The following is a 14,775-nucleotide window of genomic DNA, read 5'->3' on the forward strand; positions in this document are numbered from 1 at the left end:
GGAACAGTATGGTTTACCGATTTGTTCATCTCTGGAACCGACACAGTGGATGAATGCAACACGTTTAGGTTCGATACCGTCGGAAGGTTTGATTACGTGACCTCCGGTAGGTCCGGATGCGTTAATCATCCTTTCAATTTCCATAGCAGTAATTACGTTTGAGAAACGGCCGTATCCGTATTGGTAAATTCCGGATGGGTCGAATGGGTCGTAACCAATTGCAGCAACGATAGTACCAACTTCTAATTCGATTGTTTCAGGTTGTTGGTTGTGGTCGATAGCTTCTGGTCCACATGCTTGTACACATAAGTTACATTCGATACAGTAATCTTTATCGATGGTTGCACATAATGGTACAGCTTGAGGGAATGGGATGAATGCTGCTTTTACCATACCTACACCTTCGTCGTAGTAGTTAGGTATTTCGATAGGACATGCTTCTTGACAGGATCCACATCCAGTACATAATGATTCATCTACATATCTTGGTTTTTTCTCAACTTTTACACTGAAGTTTCCGATGTATCCGTCAACTTCAGTTACTTCTGCGTAAGAAATTAATTCGATGTTTTCGTGTTTGAAAGCGTCTACCATCTTAGGTGCTAAAATACACATTGAACAGTCGAGTGTAGGGAATGTTTTATCTAATTGTCCCATACGTCCACCGATGGTTGGGTTTCTTTCTACCATGTAGGTTTTGAAGCCCATGTCACCTAAGTCTAATGCGGTTTGAATACCAGCTACTCCACCACCAATAACTAAAGCGGTGTTGTTTACATCTACTTTAGTAGCTTCTAATGGTTCGAGTAATCTTGCTTTAGCAACAGCCATACGTGTTAAGTCTTTAGCTTTTGCAGTAGCTTCTTCTGGTAAGTCCATGTGTACCCAGGAGTCTTGTTCCCTTAAGTTAGCAAATTCAAATAAGAACTTGTTTAATCCTGCTTCTTCTACACATCTACGGAAAGTAGGTTCGTGAAGACGAGGGGAACATGCTGCTACAACAATTCTGTTTAAGTTTTTCTCTTTAATGTCCTCTTGGATCATAGCTTGTCCAGGGTCGGAACACATGTATTTGTAGTCAGTTGCGTAGACAACGTTAGGAAGTGTCTTTGCATATTCTGCTACTTCAGGACAGTCGACTACTCCACCAATGTTTACACCACAGTGACAGACGTAAACACCTATCCTTAATTCTTCGTTATTATCTATTTTTTCTTCTGCCATATTAATTCACCTTGTACAAGTCGTGAAAAATATCTAATATATATAAAAAATTGCAATTTAAAAACAGTTGTAAAAATTTTTACATAGTATTAGATATATAAATGTAGTAAATACACATATATAAAGCTATTCATAAAACTCTTGGAGTAAAGTTTATATATGAGAAACTGAAATCTCTTTAAAAATAGCTTTAAAATTAAAATTAACGTTTTTTATACTATATTAATCTAAATAAAGCTTAATCTTTATTTTTTGATGAAATAAAAAATTTAGGTTAAGATAAATTTTCAATTTTTTATTACAATAACATGATAATTGCAGGGAGTGTAATCAAAGAGATTACAGTGTTGATTAATATGCAGTCTGAGGTCAACTCATAGTCAAGTTTGTATGTGATTGCCAGAAGCAAAGACATCATTCCGGAAGGCATGGCGGCCTCAACTATGGAAATCTTAAACTGAAGATCGATTAATCCCAGCTGGGATGCTGCAACAAAAGCGACAAATGGGAAAAATGCCAATTTCATGATTGATGTGAATACTATCATGGATTTGCTTCTTCTGATGGCTGAAAAGTCAATTGACAATCCCAATGCAATCATGATTAAAGGAATTGCACCCTGTCCCAAATAATTGACTGTATTGTCAATAACGGGACCTATCGGAATATTTAAAAAATTGAATCCCAAACCCAAAATCACTGCCCAAAGAGGCGGGAAAAATGTAATCTTTTTAACGGCGGTTTTGACTGTCCCTCCGAATTTCATTATTAAAACAAATGACAATATCAAAAAGATACATAATGTGGCGATGTCACAGAATATTGCCCTTAAAAAGCCTTCCTGACCAAAAATACCTAAGGTAACAGGATAACCCATAAATGCAGTATTAGCAATCATTACAGTGACCAAAACGCTCCATAACGTAATGTCATCCAACTTCAATTGTCTTAATATGAAATATGAAACCAATCCTGTTGCAAATGAGGAAATCAGGATTATGAATGGTAGGATGCCCAATTTTGAAATCAATGATAAATCAGCGGAATACAAAGCATGAAAAATCATGCAGGGAAGCAAAATATACATTACTATCTTATTGAATGGATCAATGTCCTTTTCACTTAAAAAATCAATTCTTTTAAGGAAATATCCAAGTCCAATCATTATAATGATTGATAAAATAGTAATCTCAATATCGTTCATGAGTAAATATTAGATAAAAAAAGTATATAAAAGTTAAGAAAAAAAAGAAAAATAAAATTAGCTAACGATACCTTCGCTAGTAATTTTAAATACACATTCGCCTTCAGGCAAATGAGGGGAATCCACTAAACGTGCGATTCTTTTTCCAGCCAAACCTTTTTTGAGCCAGATTCTGTAGGTAGAAGCGTGACCTAAAACGTGTCCACCAATAGCTTTGGTAGGACTTCCGAAGAAGGAATCAGGTTTAGCCTGAACTTGGTTGGTTAAGAATACTGCAACATTGTAAGTGTTAGCAATTTGTTGAAGTGAATGTAAATGTTGGTTTAACTTTTGTTGCCTTACAGCCAAAGATTCCCTTCCAACATATTCAGCTCTGAAGTGAGCCATTAATGAATCAACAATGACCAATCTTACATTAGCGCCGCTTTGAATAAGTTCATTAATCTTATCAACCATTAAAATTTGGTGAGCTGAGTTGAATGCACGTGCAACATGAATTCTGCTTAACACTTGTTCAGTGTCTAATTCGAATCCTTCGGCAATTTGCCTTACCCTTTCTGGACGGAAAGTGTTTTCAGTGTCAACAAATACGCATTCGCCATCTAGACCTCCAAGTTCTTCTGGCAATTGAACGGTAACTGCTAATTCATGAGAAATTTGACTTTTACCAGATCCGAATTCACCGAATACTTCAGTAATAGATTGGGTTTCAATTCCACCACCTATTAAATCATTGAATTCTTGGCTTCCAACAGTAATGTGACCAACATCTTTTCTTCTTTCATCTACTTCCAATGCTGTTTCAAAAGTAATGTTTTCAGCTCTACGAGCAGCTTCAATAACTTTTTCTGCAACACCTTCACCAATTTCAGCTTTTACTGATAATTCTTTAGGAGTAGCTGTAGCTAATCTCATCATATCAGCGAAACCTGCGTCTTTTAATTTTTCTGCTGTTTTTTCTCCAACACCTGGTAAATCACTTAATTCGACCATAATTATCATTCCTTAAATTTATTTTTAGTAATATTTTTTCAAAAGTTTTTTAGGGTTTAACCTATATTCTTCAGAATATTCATTAAAACTAACATTAGCAATAATTTCAATTGTCATGTTAACTAAATCTTGAATTTTATCTTCAACTCCTAAAGCTTCATCTTCTATAATTGAAACAACTTCCTCTTGGCTCATATCAATAAGTTCTTCAGCTAAATTGCCAAAGAAAGTAACTGAAATCTCACCAGTATCATCTTCCACTCTTGTTGGAATCATAAGAGTGTATTTAGGTTCATCAAAGGTATGTCCACAATTATCACAAATGTATTCATCTTCAGACTCTTCTACACTTTCACGACAATTTGGGCATCTTTTAAGTAAAATCTTATCAGGGAATACCTCTTTAATTGTAGCGGTAATGTGAACATTAGTATCATCTTCTGTTAATGATTCAATTGATTTTGCAACAAATATTGATTCCATTAACTCATCTTGAGATGGTAAGTCTTCCAATTCTTTTTCACTAGGTTCTAAAACAGTTGTTCCACCAGATACAGTAGCTTGAAGACGATTATCCATATCCAGAGACAAGCGAGGATTCTGTAATTTGAGAGGTTGACCCATTTCCAAATCCATATTAGCATCCTTGTCCCATAATACAACTCTAATTGAACCTGTGTCATCAGCAATTTCTATATTCCTAACAGATCCTGTATCACCGTTGTCCCTATCAAAATTACGTATTTCATTCAATTCAATTACTCTTCCGATGATGACAGTATCTTCCTCATCTTCATCCAAGTCTTCAATTTTCTTATAGTCATAAATCGCCTTTTCCAATGTAGCAAGTTCTGGAATAAACATTGCGGATGCTTGTTCTTCGGATAATCTAATAATTCTGGAACCTCCTCCAATGTTTAAATCAACACTGTACATTCCGAGTCTGGTTCTGGCATTTTCAATTCTGTATGCTTCACCAACTGCATAATCTCCTTCAGCCTTTTCATTCCAGAAGGATAATCTTACTTTACCTGATTCATCTGCAAAGAGTGCTGAGCGAACAATTCCTACAGTGGAATCGTCTCTTTGGAATTCTCTTGGATCTTCCAGTGATAATATTCTTCCAATAATGTCTATCTCAACACCATCTTCATCATAGTCAAATTGGATTTGTCCAATTGAAACAGGGTGTAACTCATTTCTGATTCCATCCAATTCATCTAATTTTTCTATTGACAAGTTTTCAGGATTTACAGTGATTTGAGTGTTGAAATTGGTATTCATTGAGTATTGGCTTTGGGTGTACTGGTCATAACGGACATCACCGCCGATGACCTTAATGAAATCTCCTTTATTAATCGCAATATTGGTGTCATCGCCCCAAACTGTTACTCTTATCTCACCGGTTGAATCTCTGACATCAAAGTTTCTTAATTTGCCTTCGGTATTATCAGTTTTTCTTGTAAAGACTCTGATATCCTGGAGTCTGGAAACAACACCAATAATTGAAACATCTCTCTGTTCGCTTAAATCACCGATTGGCAAGAATTCCTGTTGAATTTCAGGAACATCATAATCCCCTTTAATGATTCTTCCATCCCAATGTGTTAATGAGATTTCATTTTCACCGTCACGGTTTGGTCTTTCGCGTGCTTGTGCCTGAAGTATTTTGACAGTGTCGCCGTCTTCCAATTTTAAATCATCAATCAATTCAACATTTTTATTCCACAGAGTATAAGAGATTTGTCCTGAATCATCCTGTAATTCAAGAGATGCAACTTTTCCTTCTTTTCCATTCTTTTCATAACTTCTAATAGTTGGAATTCTGATGATTCTTGCAATAATATTAACTTTAGTTTCAGGTTCAATATCAGCAATTTTGGTGATTTCTTCTTCATAAGCAGGATATTTTGATGGGTCTTCATCCAAATGAACTAGAACTGACCTTGGCCTTAAGTTTGCTTCAAGACCGGAGTATCCTTCCTTAATATCCACATTTTTGATTTGAATGATGTCCCCTTCCTTGACCTCTTTAAGCAATCTTATATTTTGAGTCCAGAAAACTGCTCTTATTTCACCGGTATTGTCTTTTAACTCAACATTTTGAACTTGGCCGTTTTGCCCTTTGCGTGTTTTAAATGATCTTGGATTTGAAATTGATATTACCCTACCTGAAACGGTAACATCACGACTATTGGCTTCAAGTTTGTCTATAGTATCGACAGCGAATTCAGGTTTTTCAGAAACCATTTCAGGTTCTTCTGTAATCAATTCACCAACAACCATGTCCGCCAAACTTGTATCGGTCATGAACGGATTTTCAATTTCCTGTTGTCTGAATTTTTCAATCCTTTCAAAGAACTCCTCTTCAGAAATCTGATCTTTTACTTTGTCAAATCTTTGCTTAAGTTCATCACTCATATCAGATGATGCTTCTTCTTTATTTTCAAAAATAGTTGTATCAACACCTAAATGATTTTGAACCACAAGCTGTGCAGCACTAAAATCATCAATAAAGTCTACATCTTCATTACTTGATTTCATTCTTTCCATTTCTTCTAAGAACTCTTCTTCGGAAAGTTTATCTTTAACTTTTTCGTATTCTTGTAAAATATTTTCTTGCATACCAAACCCCTCATAGAAAAGTTAATTATAATTTTATATTGATAGTGTATATAAAGTTAGAGAGAGAGCATTTGAAAACTAATCTCAATAACTTATTAATTAAAAATTTGATATAAATATCACTCAAGTGCACACCCATGCAAATACGCAAAAGTGCTAATATGCATTAGGATTTTTCTTTAAAGCTGTCTTAATCATTATAGCCAAGTCCAAACCCATATGCCAATTTTCTACGTATTCAATATCATATTCTATACGTTTATTGATTGAAGTATCGCCACGGCAACCATGAATTTGAGCCCATCCTGTCAGTCCAGGCCTTACCTGGTGTTTTACCATATATTTTGGAATTGATTCCTTAAACTGATCTACAAAATAAGGTCTTTCAGGTCTGGGTCCAACAACGCTCATGTCCCCTTTTAGAACATTGAAAAATTGCGGCAATTCATCAATACTGGTCTTTCTAATTATATCCCCGACCTTGGTTTTTCTTGGATCGTCAGGTGTGGTCCATTCGGACTTCTCTTCACTTGGATCTTGAACCCTCATACTGCGGAACTTATACATCTCAAAGATTTTACCGTTATGACCCATTCTTTCCTGTTTAAAGATGATTGGGCCCGGAGATGTCAATTTAATAGCAATGGCCGTAATAATCATTATAGGTGATGTTATAATAATTGCTATTATGGATATAATATAATCTGAAGTATATTTCAAAAACTTATTAAAGTCATCATCAAGGGGAACATAACGGATATTGATAATCGGAATGTCCTCTATCATGTCTACTGACGGCTGTGCCGGGAAATACCTGATATAATCCGGAATTATTTCCGCTTTAATTCCGACTTTCTCACAGCTTTCCACTAGTTCATTAATTTTATAATAGTATTTCAAAGGAATGGCCAAAACAACCCTGTCATATCTATTTCTTTCAAGGACCTGGTCCATCTGCTTGAATGAACCGATAATTCTACTGCCTTCTACTTCCATTCCGACATGCTCGTCTCTTCCCAATAATCCGCTGACAACAAAACCCAAATATGGATTTTCACGAATTTTACGGGCAAATGTGAATGCCAACTCATTGTCTCCAACAATTAGAATATGTTTTAAATTCTTGTTGTTGACTCTCAAATTCTTTAAAATGCTTCTGATAATGAACCTTTCGATTATTCCGAAGAATGTTCCAATTATCGCCATCAAAAATAGCATGATTCTTGAAAAATCCGGCTGGTTTATGATAAATAAAATTGAAACTAACGCAAAGAATGCCAGAATGTTTACCTTGATTATCTGAGTAGCTTCTGAAAATATGTTTTTATATGTTCTGCGAGGCTTATACAAACCAAATGCGAAATATAAAATCAGATAAACTGGAATAACAGCCAATATTAAAAATAAAAGATAGCTGAAAAAGCCCAAATGACCTCCAATTGGACCGAATAAAGTGGTTTTAAACCTTAACCAAATAGAGCATAAAAGGGAAACAGATATAACTAAAATATCTATTAGAACCAATAAAATATTCAATGCCTTTTGATTTTCCTTTATCATGTTAACTACCTAAAAACTAGTTTGATTATATATTATGGTTTTAATATATAATTAATCTTTCTTTTTAAATATATTTAAGAATAATTTTAAAAGGCATAAAAGTGCTATTCCCAAATAAACAACCCAATTCACAATGAATGATGATTCACCGGCATGGTGTTTTTTATAATAGATGTACATTGCACGGTAAAATTCATAGATTAACTTGGATTTCTGTTTTTTGCTGCTTGCGCCCTTAAGATGGGTGATTTTTGATTCTCCATAGTAAATTATCTTCCAGCCGCCCTGCTTGATTCGATAGCACAGGTCGATATCCTCGCCGTACATGAAAAAAGTCTCATCAAGCAAACCTATCCGGTCAAGGGCATCCTTTCTGATGAACATGAACGCTCCTGTAAGGCAGTCTATTTCATAAATCTCATCATCGGGCAGGTCAGTCAAGTTGTAGTCGTCATCCTTACTGTTTGTGGGAATGTGGAATAATCTTATGAATGAGTTTTTAACGTTTGGAAAAGATCTTTTGCAGGCTTTGTCAAGTTCACCATTCTCCAAAAGAACCCTGCATCCACATGCACCGACATCTTCATGTTTTTCCATATAATCATAAATGTTTTCCAGGGTATTCTCCCACACAATAGTGTCTGAGTTTAAAAGCAGCTGATATTTGCCGCTGGCCTGTCTTAATGCCTGGTTGTTTCCGGCTGCAAAACCGTTGTTTTCTTTTGAAGCTATGAATTTTACATTATCCTTAAAATAATCTTTTAGGCGAGCTAAGCTATCGTCGCTGGATGCATTATCAACTACAAATATCTCATATGAGAATGGATAGTCATATTCCAAAATGGAATTTATGGTATTTTTTGTTAGCTCAAAAGTTTGATAGTTTACGATTACAACCGAAAGATCCATAGGAATCACTAGTTATTTTTTTAAAAATTTTAAGGTATTGATTATTAATCTGTATTCGATTTTAAAATAATTTTTTGTATTTTCTGATTTGAATTTGACTTTATCAATTTTGCTTCTACTTGACAGGCCTTCCCTTATGCCTGACATGTAAGTTGAACCGAATCCCTTTTTTTTAAAGAACACATACTTAATTAAAAATCCGAAAAACAAGAATATGAAATTTACGATTTTCAAAGGTATCGGCAGGTTCTTATAGACAACCCAAACGTTATTTCTGGCAGCCAAGCGAACCTTGAATTCATTGTATCTGCTTCCTGAAGTTGCAGACCCTATGTGGTATACGATGGCATCGGGACACAATAAATTCTTGTAACCGTTGATTCTTGACCTGATTGCCAAATCCACATCTTCCATATATGCAAAAAAGTTATCGTCAAACATTCCAAGCTCCAAAAGCAGGGATTTCCTGTACATTGCCGCACCGGCACATGCTGAAAATATTTCACAAACCTCTGTGTATTCATCTGAGCTGTGGTTCTCTCCTGTCTTTTTAGTCCAGGCAAGCAGGTTATATTCATCTCCAACATCATCAATCAATTCTTTGTTGTTGTATTGAAGCATCTTGGCCTGAAGAGAAAAAATATTGTCATCAGAAGACATCAAATCTACCAATGCCTTAATGGATCCTTTCTTGACTTCAGTGTCATTGTTTAAAGAAAAAATAAATTCATGCTGAGCTTTCTCGATTCCCTGATTTACAGCCGGTGAAAATCCGACATTTTCAGTGTTTTCAATAAGTATTACCGGGAAATTGAAAGTGCTGTTTTCAATATATTCCTTGCTTCCGTCAGTTGATGCATTATCGACTATGATGACCTCTCCGATAAGCTCTGAATCATCATTTAAGGATTCAAAGAAAGTCTTTAAAAATTTTTCCCCGTTATAATTTGGTGTTACTACAGAAACCTTCATGCTAATCAATCGAATTTTTTAATCTTTTCCATGTTTTATAATATAATTTTGGACTTAATAAGAATAATTTAATTTTGGATTTGAACTTGCCGTCCCCTTCATATTTGGATAATTTGGTGAGCAAGTCAAGCTCCTTCATTTTGCCGAGCACCTCATCAAAATCATAGCCGTTGTAGAAGAAGTAGTTCATGTTTCCGAATATTGCCTTTGGAATTCTTGAGGTAATAATCAAGTTGGCCAAATCATCCCTTCCCTGGCTTTTATAAAATTCAGCCAGATTCTCAAAGATATCTATAACATCAAAACGCCTGAACTCGGTTGTGTTGATGGCTGATTCGGAGTGCTGGATGTAATAGTAGGTAGCCTCATTGCTGATGGCGATTTCCGCTCCATAAATTAATGCCCTAAGCGCAAAATCTATGTCTTCACCATAAACCAGGTCAGGATTGAACCTTATGTTATTATCATTGACTATGCTTGCTTTGTACATCACTTGCCAAAAGTTGAATGGCATTTCCATATTCAGTTCCTTTTTGATAAAGTCATCGCAATACATTAGTTCGGAGGCAAAATGATGGGGTTTGGATAACTTATCTCCATCCTTTTTAATGAATTGTATTAAACTGAAGTCTGTCTGACCGTTATATAATTCAGACAGGTGATTTCCGGTTACATAATCATCAGCATCAATAAATACTAAATACTTTCCGTTTGCCTCATCAATTCCACAATTTCTTGCACTGCTTACCCCTGAATTTTCCTGATGTATGACCTTATAGGAAATTGTTGACTTGGACAATTTCTGATTGATTATCTCCAGGCTGCCATCGGTTGACCCGTCATCGATGACAATCAATTCAAAACTTCTAAAATCCTGATTGATTATAGAATCGAGTGTTGTACCTATATATTCTTCGCTATTATAAACTGGAACGATAACACTAACATCAATATTATCCATTTTATCCCTCATTATTTAAAAGAAAATTTACAATGCGCTCAGATGAATGACCGTCTATTTCATCAAATTGGGTCTTTACAAATTCTGATATTTTGCTTTTATCAAATTTATTATTTTCAATCACATCAATCAGCTCATCAGACGTGTGAACGATAGGACCTGGAACGGTTGTTTTGAAATCATAGTAAAATCCACGTTCATTTTTCAAATATTCATCCAAATCATAAGTGAAAAAGACAGTAGGCTTGTTTAAAATAGAATATTCAATCATGATTGATGAATAATCGGTTATCAAAACATCACTGATCAGCATCAACTCCTGTTCCGATTCATATCCGCTTACGTCAATATATTTTCCTTTTGAAGATATGTCCTCCTTATAGAAGTTCTTTATCTTTGGATGGAGTCTTAAGGCCAGAACATACTCATTTCCCAATCTTGCGTTAAATTCTTCCAAATCAAGATAGCTGAAAACATTATTATATTTTTCCTCATCTCTAAAGGTTGGAGCATAGAGAATTATTTTCTTATCCTGTGATATTCCATATTTTTGACAGAAATCCTTTTTCAGTTTATCCAAATCACGGTTTTCAAAGTAATAATCCATTCTTGGAAGTCCCAATGCCTTGATTTTGGACTCGGGCATTTGAAAAGCTTCACTATAATATCCTATGATGTTTTCAGAGGTAACTATCAGATAATCCGTATTTTCAGAAATTTTACTTAATATTTCTCTGCTTTCAATATCAACAGAGCCTCCGAACTTCTTTGAAGCTCCCGGAGCGTGCCATAATTGTACAATTGTATTCCCATCTCCGAATTTCATGAAAGCCAGCGGGAAAAAGTTATCGTTTAAAAATATGTATTTGGAGCTTGCCAGCTTTTTGAAACTGCTGAAAGACAATTTGTCCTTGTAAAAGAAATGGAAGTCAAAATTTCCCCTTTTTTCAAATTCCTTTTTAATATAATCCAAATTGCCTTTAAATGATTCTCGAGAATCAATTATAAAAGAAATTCTGTTTTTTTCAACATCTGCATGTTTGAATAAACTAAACATCAAACCATACAGTTTATGCTTTAGATAAGACATGAAAATCTAATGTAAAAATGAAAGCATTCCTGGAATTGCCCCTGCCATTGCCTGTACACCTAAAATGAAAATAGCTAAACCACCGATGAAATTGATAACCCTAGCATATTTCATTGCTACTTTTGTACCGAATGTTCCAACTAAAAACCACATAAGGACGGCAATAAAACTCAAAATAGCCAAACCCAAAGGATCAACGTGTGCAGCAACACCCTGAGCGGCTAAAATCAAGTTTTCAATGTTTCCAAAGACTATTAAAGGTAAGAAGTGCATTATTTCAGGATCCATTCTATTCACCCCTAATTGAAGTAATCATCGCTTGGGCTCCTAAAATGAAAATAGCTAATCCACCAATGAATTCGATAAAACTAACATAATCTATAAGCATCTGTGTTCCAAAAGTTCCAATTGCTAACCATGACCCTACACAAATAAAGCTTGCAATTGCTAATTTAATTGGATTCACACCTGCTACAACGCCTTGTGAAGATAGCACTAAATTTTCAATATTCCCAAAAATAATTAATGCTACAAAAGGCAAATATTGCTCCAACATTAAAATCACCATTTCCCCAAATAAAATAATCTAACATGATTATTATATTAAAATTAATATATAAAATTATCCATATTTCAATGAAATTTTTAGATTACATTCTGAAAAATAATTGATAATATCAATTAAAAATATTAAATTATTTAAATAAAATTAAGAAAAATAATAAAAAAATGAATATTATAAAAAAAAGAGGTATGTTTCAAGTGTAAAATCACTATCTGTTGGCATACATTTTTTCATAATACTCCTGATATTGGCCGCTTTTAACCTGATTTGTCCAATCCTGATTGTCAAGATACCATTGGATTGTCTCTTTAATACCTACTTCAAAAGTATAATCGGGACTCCAGCCCAATTCATTTTGGATTTTACTTGAATCTATTGCATAACGTCTGTCATGCCCTAAACGGTCAGTGACGAATTCAATCAATGACTCGTCCTTGCCTAAGGTTTCAAGTATCAGCTTAACGATGTAGATGTTTTCCTTTTCGTTGTTTCCGCCAATATTGTATACTTCACCAAGCTTTCCTTCATGCAGAACCAGATCGATGGCTGTACAGTGGTCATGCACATGAAGCCAGTCCCTGATGTTTTTCCCGTCACCGTAAACAGGCAATTTCTTATCCTCAAGAGTGTTTGAAATCATCAAAGGGATTAACTTTTCCGGGAATTGATAAGGCCCATAATTGTTTGAACATCTGGTTATATTTATAGGCAAATCAAAGGTTTCAAAGTATGCTCTTGTAATCAAATCTCCGCCGGCTTTTGAGGCTGAATAAGGACTATTAGGCTGTAGAGGAGTGGTTTCTGTAAAGTACCCTGTTTTGCCTAAGGTACCGTAAACTTCATCGGTTGAAATTTGGATGTACTTATCAACGCCGTATTCCTTTGCAGCATTCAAAAGAACCTGTGTGCCCAATACATTTGACTTAATAAATATCTCTGGGTCCGTAATGCTTCTGTCAACGTGACTTTCAGCTGCAAAATTGATAACATAATCACATTTTTTAACTAAATCATCCACAACGTCCTTGTCTCTGATATCACCTTTAACAAAGGTGTAATTGTCCTTGTCTTCAATATCTTTCAGGTTTTCAAGGTTTCCGCAATAGGTTAATGCATCCAAATTTATGATATGGTAATCTGAGTATTTGTTAACCATATATCTTACAAAATTACTTCCAATAAAACCTGCTCCACCTGTAACTAGAATATTTACCATAATAATCACTAATATTTAATTTTAGCCTCTTTAAAGCTTTTCAATTCTTTATCCTTATCTGATAATATTATCTCATCGATTCCATCCAGTGGCCAGTCAATGCCAATGTCCTCATCATCCCATTTTATTCCGCTTTCATCTTCGCCGTGATAGAATTCTGTGCATTTGTAAACGAATTCCGCTTCATCTGACAATACCAAAAACCCATGGGCAAATTTGGGAGGAATGTATATCTGCTTTTTATTCTCTTCGGACAGTATTTCACCATACCATTTTCCGTAAGTCGGTGAATCTCCCCTTAAATCCACTCCAACATCAAAGACTTCACCTTTAATGACACGGACCAATTTCCCCTGCGGATAGTTCAACTGTAAATGAAGGCCTCTAAGAACACCTTTTGAGGATTTTGACTGATTGTCCTGAACGAAAGTCAAGTCATGACCTGCCTCCTTAAAGTCATTTTCCTGGAAGGTTTCCATGAAGTATCCTCTGTTGTCTTCAAAGACAGTAGGCTCCACCACAAACATGTCCTCAATCCCGGTTTCTGTGAATTTAAATTTCCCCATAATAATCATCTTTTAGCTAAATTAAATAAATATTCTCCATAATCTGTTTTTTTAAGCTCTTCAGCGGTCTTTAATAATTGTTCTTTACCAATATATCCTTTAAGATAGGCAATCTCTTCAAGGCAAGCAATGTATAAACTTTGTCTTTTTTGAACTGTTTCGATGAAGTTTGCAGCTTCAAGAAGTCCTTCGTGGGTTCCTGTATCAAGCCAAGCCATTCCTCTACCTAAAAGCTCTACTTTCAGCTTTCCGCGCTTCAAATATTCCTCGTTGACAGAAGTGATTTCAACCTCTCCCCTGTCTGAAGGCTTTACTTTTTTGGCTATTTCAATTACATCATTGTCATAGAAATATAGGCCCGGCACGATATAATTTGATTTTGGTTTTTCCGGCTTTTCTTCAATTGACAGTACGTTCCATTCATCATCAAATTCCACTACACCGAATGCTTCAGGATTGTTAGTGTAATAACCGAATATTACTGCTCCTTCCTCAATGTTGGTTGCCCTTTCAAGTATTTCAGTGAACCTGTGACCATGAAATATGTTGTCACCTAAAATGAGTGCAACATTATCGTCCCCAATAAACTCTTCACCTATGATGAATGCTTCCGCAAGCCCGTTGGGATTTTCCTGAACTTCATATTCAAATTTAATTCCCAGACTGGATCCGTCACCGAGCAAATCCTTATACATTGGCAAGTCTCTAGGAGTGGATATAATCAATATTTCCTTAATTCCTGAAAGCATTAAGACAGAAATGGGATAATAAATCATTGGTTTATCATAAAGTGGTAACAACTGCTTGGAAACCGCCTTGGTAATTGGATAAAGGCGGGTTCCGGAACCACCTGCAAGCACTATACCTTTCATACGATTCTCTCCAAATTA

14 protein-coding genes are annotated in these 14,775 nt (G+C 35.2%); all 14 read right to left on the minus strand.

Annotated features, from left to right (window positions below; translation table 11 throughout):
• Window positions 1-1,224, minus strand: a 1,224-nt coding sequence (locus tag QZN27_RS00460) for a CoB--CoM heterodisulfide reductase iron-sulfur subunit A family protein (protein ID WP_296782342.1), incomplete at its 3' end; no start/stop codon positions are given.
• A gap of 298 nt (window positions 1,225-1,522) precedes the next feature.
• A complete protein-coding gene (locus QZN27_RS00465; RefSeq protein ID WP_296782344.1) occupies window positions 1,523-2,428 on the minus strand; it encodes an AEC family transporter in 906 nt (301 codons plus the stop codon).
• Between the two features lie 57 nt (window positions 2,429-2,485).
• The gene (gene radA, locus QZN27_RS00470; RefSeq protein ID WP_296782346.1) at window positions 2,486-3,421 is read right to left on the minus strand and encodes a DNA repair and recombination protein RadA; all 936 of its coding nucleotides are present in this window, start codon (window positions 3,419-3,421) and stop codon (window positions 2,486-2,488) included.
• A gap of 24 nt (window positions 3,422-3,445) precedes the next feature.
• Window positions 3,446-6,046 carry an OB-fold nucleic acid binding domain-containing protein gene (locus tag QZN27_RS00475; RefSeq protein WP_296782348.1) on the minus strand — a complete coding sequence of 867 codons (2,601 nt, stop codon included), beginning with the start codon at window positions 6,044-6,046 and terminating at the stop codon, window positions 3,446-3,448.
• A gap of 156 nt (window positions 6,047-6,202) precedes the next feature.
• Complete coding sequence (locus tag QZN27_RS00480; RefSeq protein WP_296782350.1) at window positions 6,203-7,606, minus strand: undecaprenyl-phosphate glucose phosphotransferase; 1,404 nt, start codon at window positions 7,604-7,606, stop codon at window positions 6,203-6,205.
• A 51-nt stretch (window positions 7,607-7,657) separates the two neighbouring features.
• Window positions 7,658-8,515 (minus strand): glycosyltransferase family 2 protein, encoded by an 858-nt coding sequence (locus tag QZN27_RS00485; RefSeq protein ID WP_296782352.1) that lies wholly within the window; start codon window positions 8,513-8,515, stop codon window positions 7,658-7,660.
• A gap of 12 nt (window positions 8,516-8,527) precedes the next feature.
• Window positions 8,528-9,487 (minus strand): glycosyltransferase family 2 protein, encoded by a 960-nt coding sequence (locus QZN27_RS00490; protein WP_296782354.1) that lies wholly within the window; start codon window positions 9,485-9,487, stop codon window positions 8,528-8,530.
• Between the two features lies 1 nt (window position 9,488).
• Complete coding sequence (locus QZN27_RS00495; RefSeq protein WP_296782356.1) at window positions 9,489-10,448, minus strand: glycosyltransferase family 2 protein; 960 nt, start codon at window positions 10,446-10,448, stop codon at window positions 9,489-9,491.
• Between the two features lies 1 nt (window position 10,449).
• Window positions 10,450-11,505, minus strand: a complete 1,056-nt coding sequence (locus QZN27_RS00500) for a CDP-glycerol glycerophosphotransferase family protein (protein WP_296782358.1) — start codon at window positions 11,503-11,505, stop codon at window positions 10,450-10,452.
• A 39-nt stretch (window positions 11,506-11,544) separates the two neighbouring features.
• The gene (locus QZN27_RS00505; protein WP_296782360.1) at window positions 11,545-11,826 is read right to left on the minus strand and encodes a hypothetical protein; all 282 of its coding nucleotides are present in this window, start codon (window positions 11,824-11,826) and stop codon (window positions 11,545-11,547) included.
• A 1-nt stretch (window position 11,827) separates the two neighbouring features.
• Complete coding sequence (locus QZN27_RS00510; RefSeq protein ID WP_296782362.1) at window positions 11,828-12,094, minus strand: hypothetical protein; 267 nt, start codon at window positions 12,092-12,094, stop codon at window positions 11,828-11,830.
• 217 nt (window positions 12,095-12,311) lie between these two features.
• Window positions 12,312-13,319, minus strand: a complete 1,008-nt coding sequence (gene rfbB / locus QZN27_RS00515; RefSeq protein ID WP_296782364.1) for a dTDP-glucose 4,6-dehydratase — start codon at window positions 13,317-13,319, stop codon at window positions 12,312-12,314.
• 8 nt (window positions 13,320-13,327) lie between these two features.
• Window positions 13,328-13,885, minus strand: a complete 558-nt coding sequence (gene rfbC, locus QZN27_RS00520; RefSeq protein ID WP_296782366.1) for a dTDP-4-dehydrorhamnose 3,5-epimerase — start codon at window positions 13,883-13,885, stop codon at window positions 13,328-13,330.
• Window positions 13,886-13,890: 5 nt separating this feature from the next.
• A complete protein-coding gene (gene rfbA / locus QZN27_RS00525) occupies window positions 13,891-14,757 on the minus strand; it encodes a glucose-1-phosphate thymidylyltransferase RfbA (RefSeq protein WP_296782368.1) in 867 nt (288 codons plus the stop codon).
• Between the last annotated feature and the right edge of the window lie 18 nt (window positions 14,758-14,775).

Source organism: uncultured Methanobrevibacter sp., assembly GCF_900316895.1.
Taxonomy (GTDB): Archaea; Methanobacteriota; Methanobacteria; order Methanobacteriales; family Methanobacteriaceae; genus Methanocatella.

What these genes read in the sequence shown, in the direction of transcription:
- QZN27_RS00465 (WP_296782344.1), bottom strand. Translation starts at nt 2,428, where the DNA reads ATGAACGATATTGAGATTACTATTTTATCAATCATTATAATGATTGGA.
- radA (WP_296782346.1), bottom strand. Translation starts at nt 3,421, where the DNA reads ATGGTCGAATTAAGTGATTTACCAGGTGTTGGAGAAAAAACAGCAGAA.
- QZN27_RS00475 (WP_296782348.1), bottom strand. Translation starts at nt 6,046, where the DNA reads ATGCAAGAAAATATTTTACAAGAATACGAAAAAGTTAAAGATAAACTT.
- QZN27_RS00480 (WP_296782350.1), bottom strand. Translation starts at nt 7,606, where the DNA reads ATGATAAAGGAAAATCAAAAGGCATTGAATATTTTATTGGTTCTAATA.
- QZN27_RS00485 (WP_296782352.1), bottom strand. Translation starts at nt 8,515, where the DNA reads ATGGATCTTTCGGTTGTAATCGTAAACTATCAAACTTTTGAGCTAACA.
- QZN27_RS00490 (WP_296782354.1), bottom strand. Translation starts at nt 9,487, where the DNA reads ATGAAGGTTTCTGTAGTAACACCAAATTATAACGGGGAAAAATTTTTA.
- QZN27_RS00495 (WP_296782356.1), bottom strand. Translation starts at nt 10,448, where the DNA reads ATGGATAATATTGATGTTAGTGTTATCGTTCCAGTTTATAATAGCGAA.
- QZN27_RS00500 (WP_296782358.1), bottom strand. Translation starts at nt 11,505, where the DNA reads ATGTTTAGTTTATTCAAACATGCAGATGTTGAAAAAAACAGAATTTCT.
- QZN27_RS00505 (WP_296782360.1), bottom strand. Translation starts at nt 11,826, where the DNA reads ATGGATCCTGAAATAATGCACTTCTTACCTTTAATAGTCTTTGGAAAC.
- QZN27_RS00510 (WP_296782362.1), bottom strand. Translation starts at nt 12,094, where the DNA reads ATGTTGGAGCAATATTTGCCTTTTGTAGCATTAATTATTTTTGGGAAT.
- rfbB (WP_296782364.1), bottom strand. Translation starts at nt 13,319, where the DNA reads ATGGTAAATATTCTAGTTACAGGTGGAGCAGGTTTTATTGGAAGTAAT.
- rfbC (WP_296782366.1), bottom strand. Translation starts at nt 13,885, where the DNA reads ATGGGGAAATTTAAATTCACAGAAACCGGGATTGAGGACATGTTTGTG.
- rfbA (WP_296782368.1), bottom strand. Translation starts at nt 14,757, where the DNA reads ATGAAAGGTATAGTGCTTGCAGGTGGTTCCGGAACCCGCCTTTATCCA.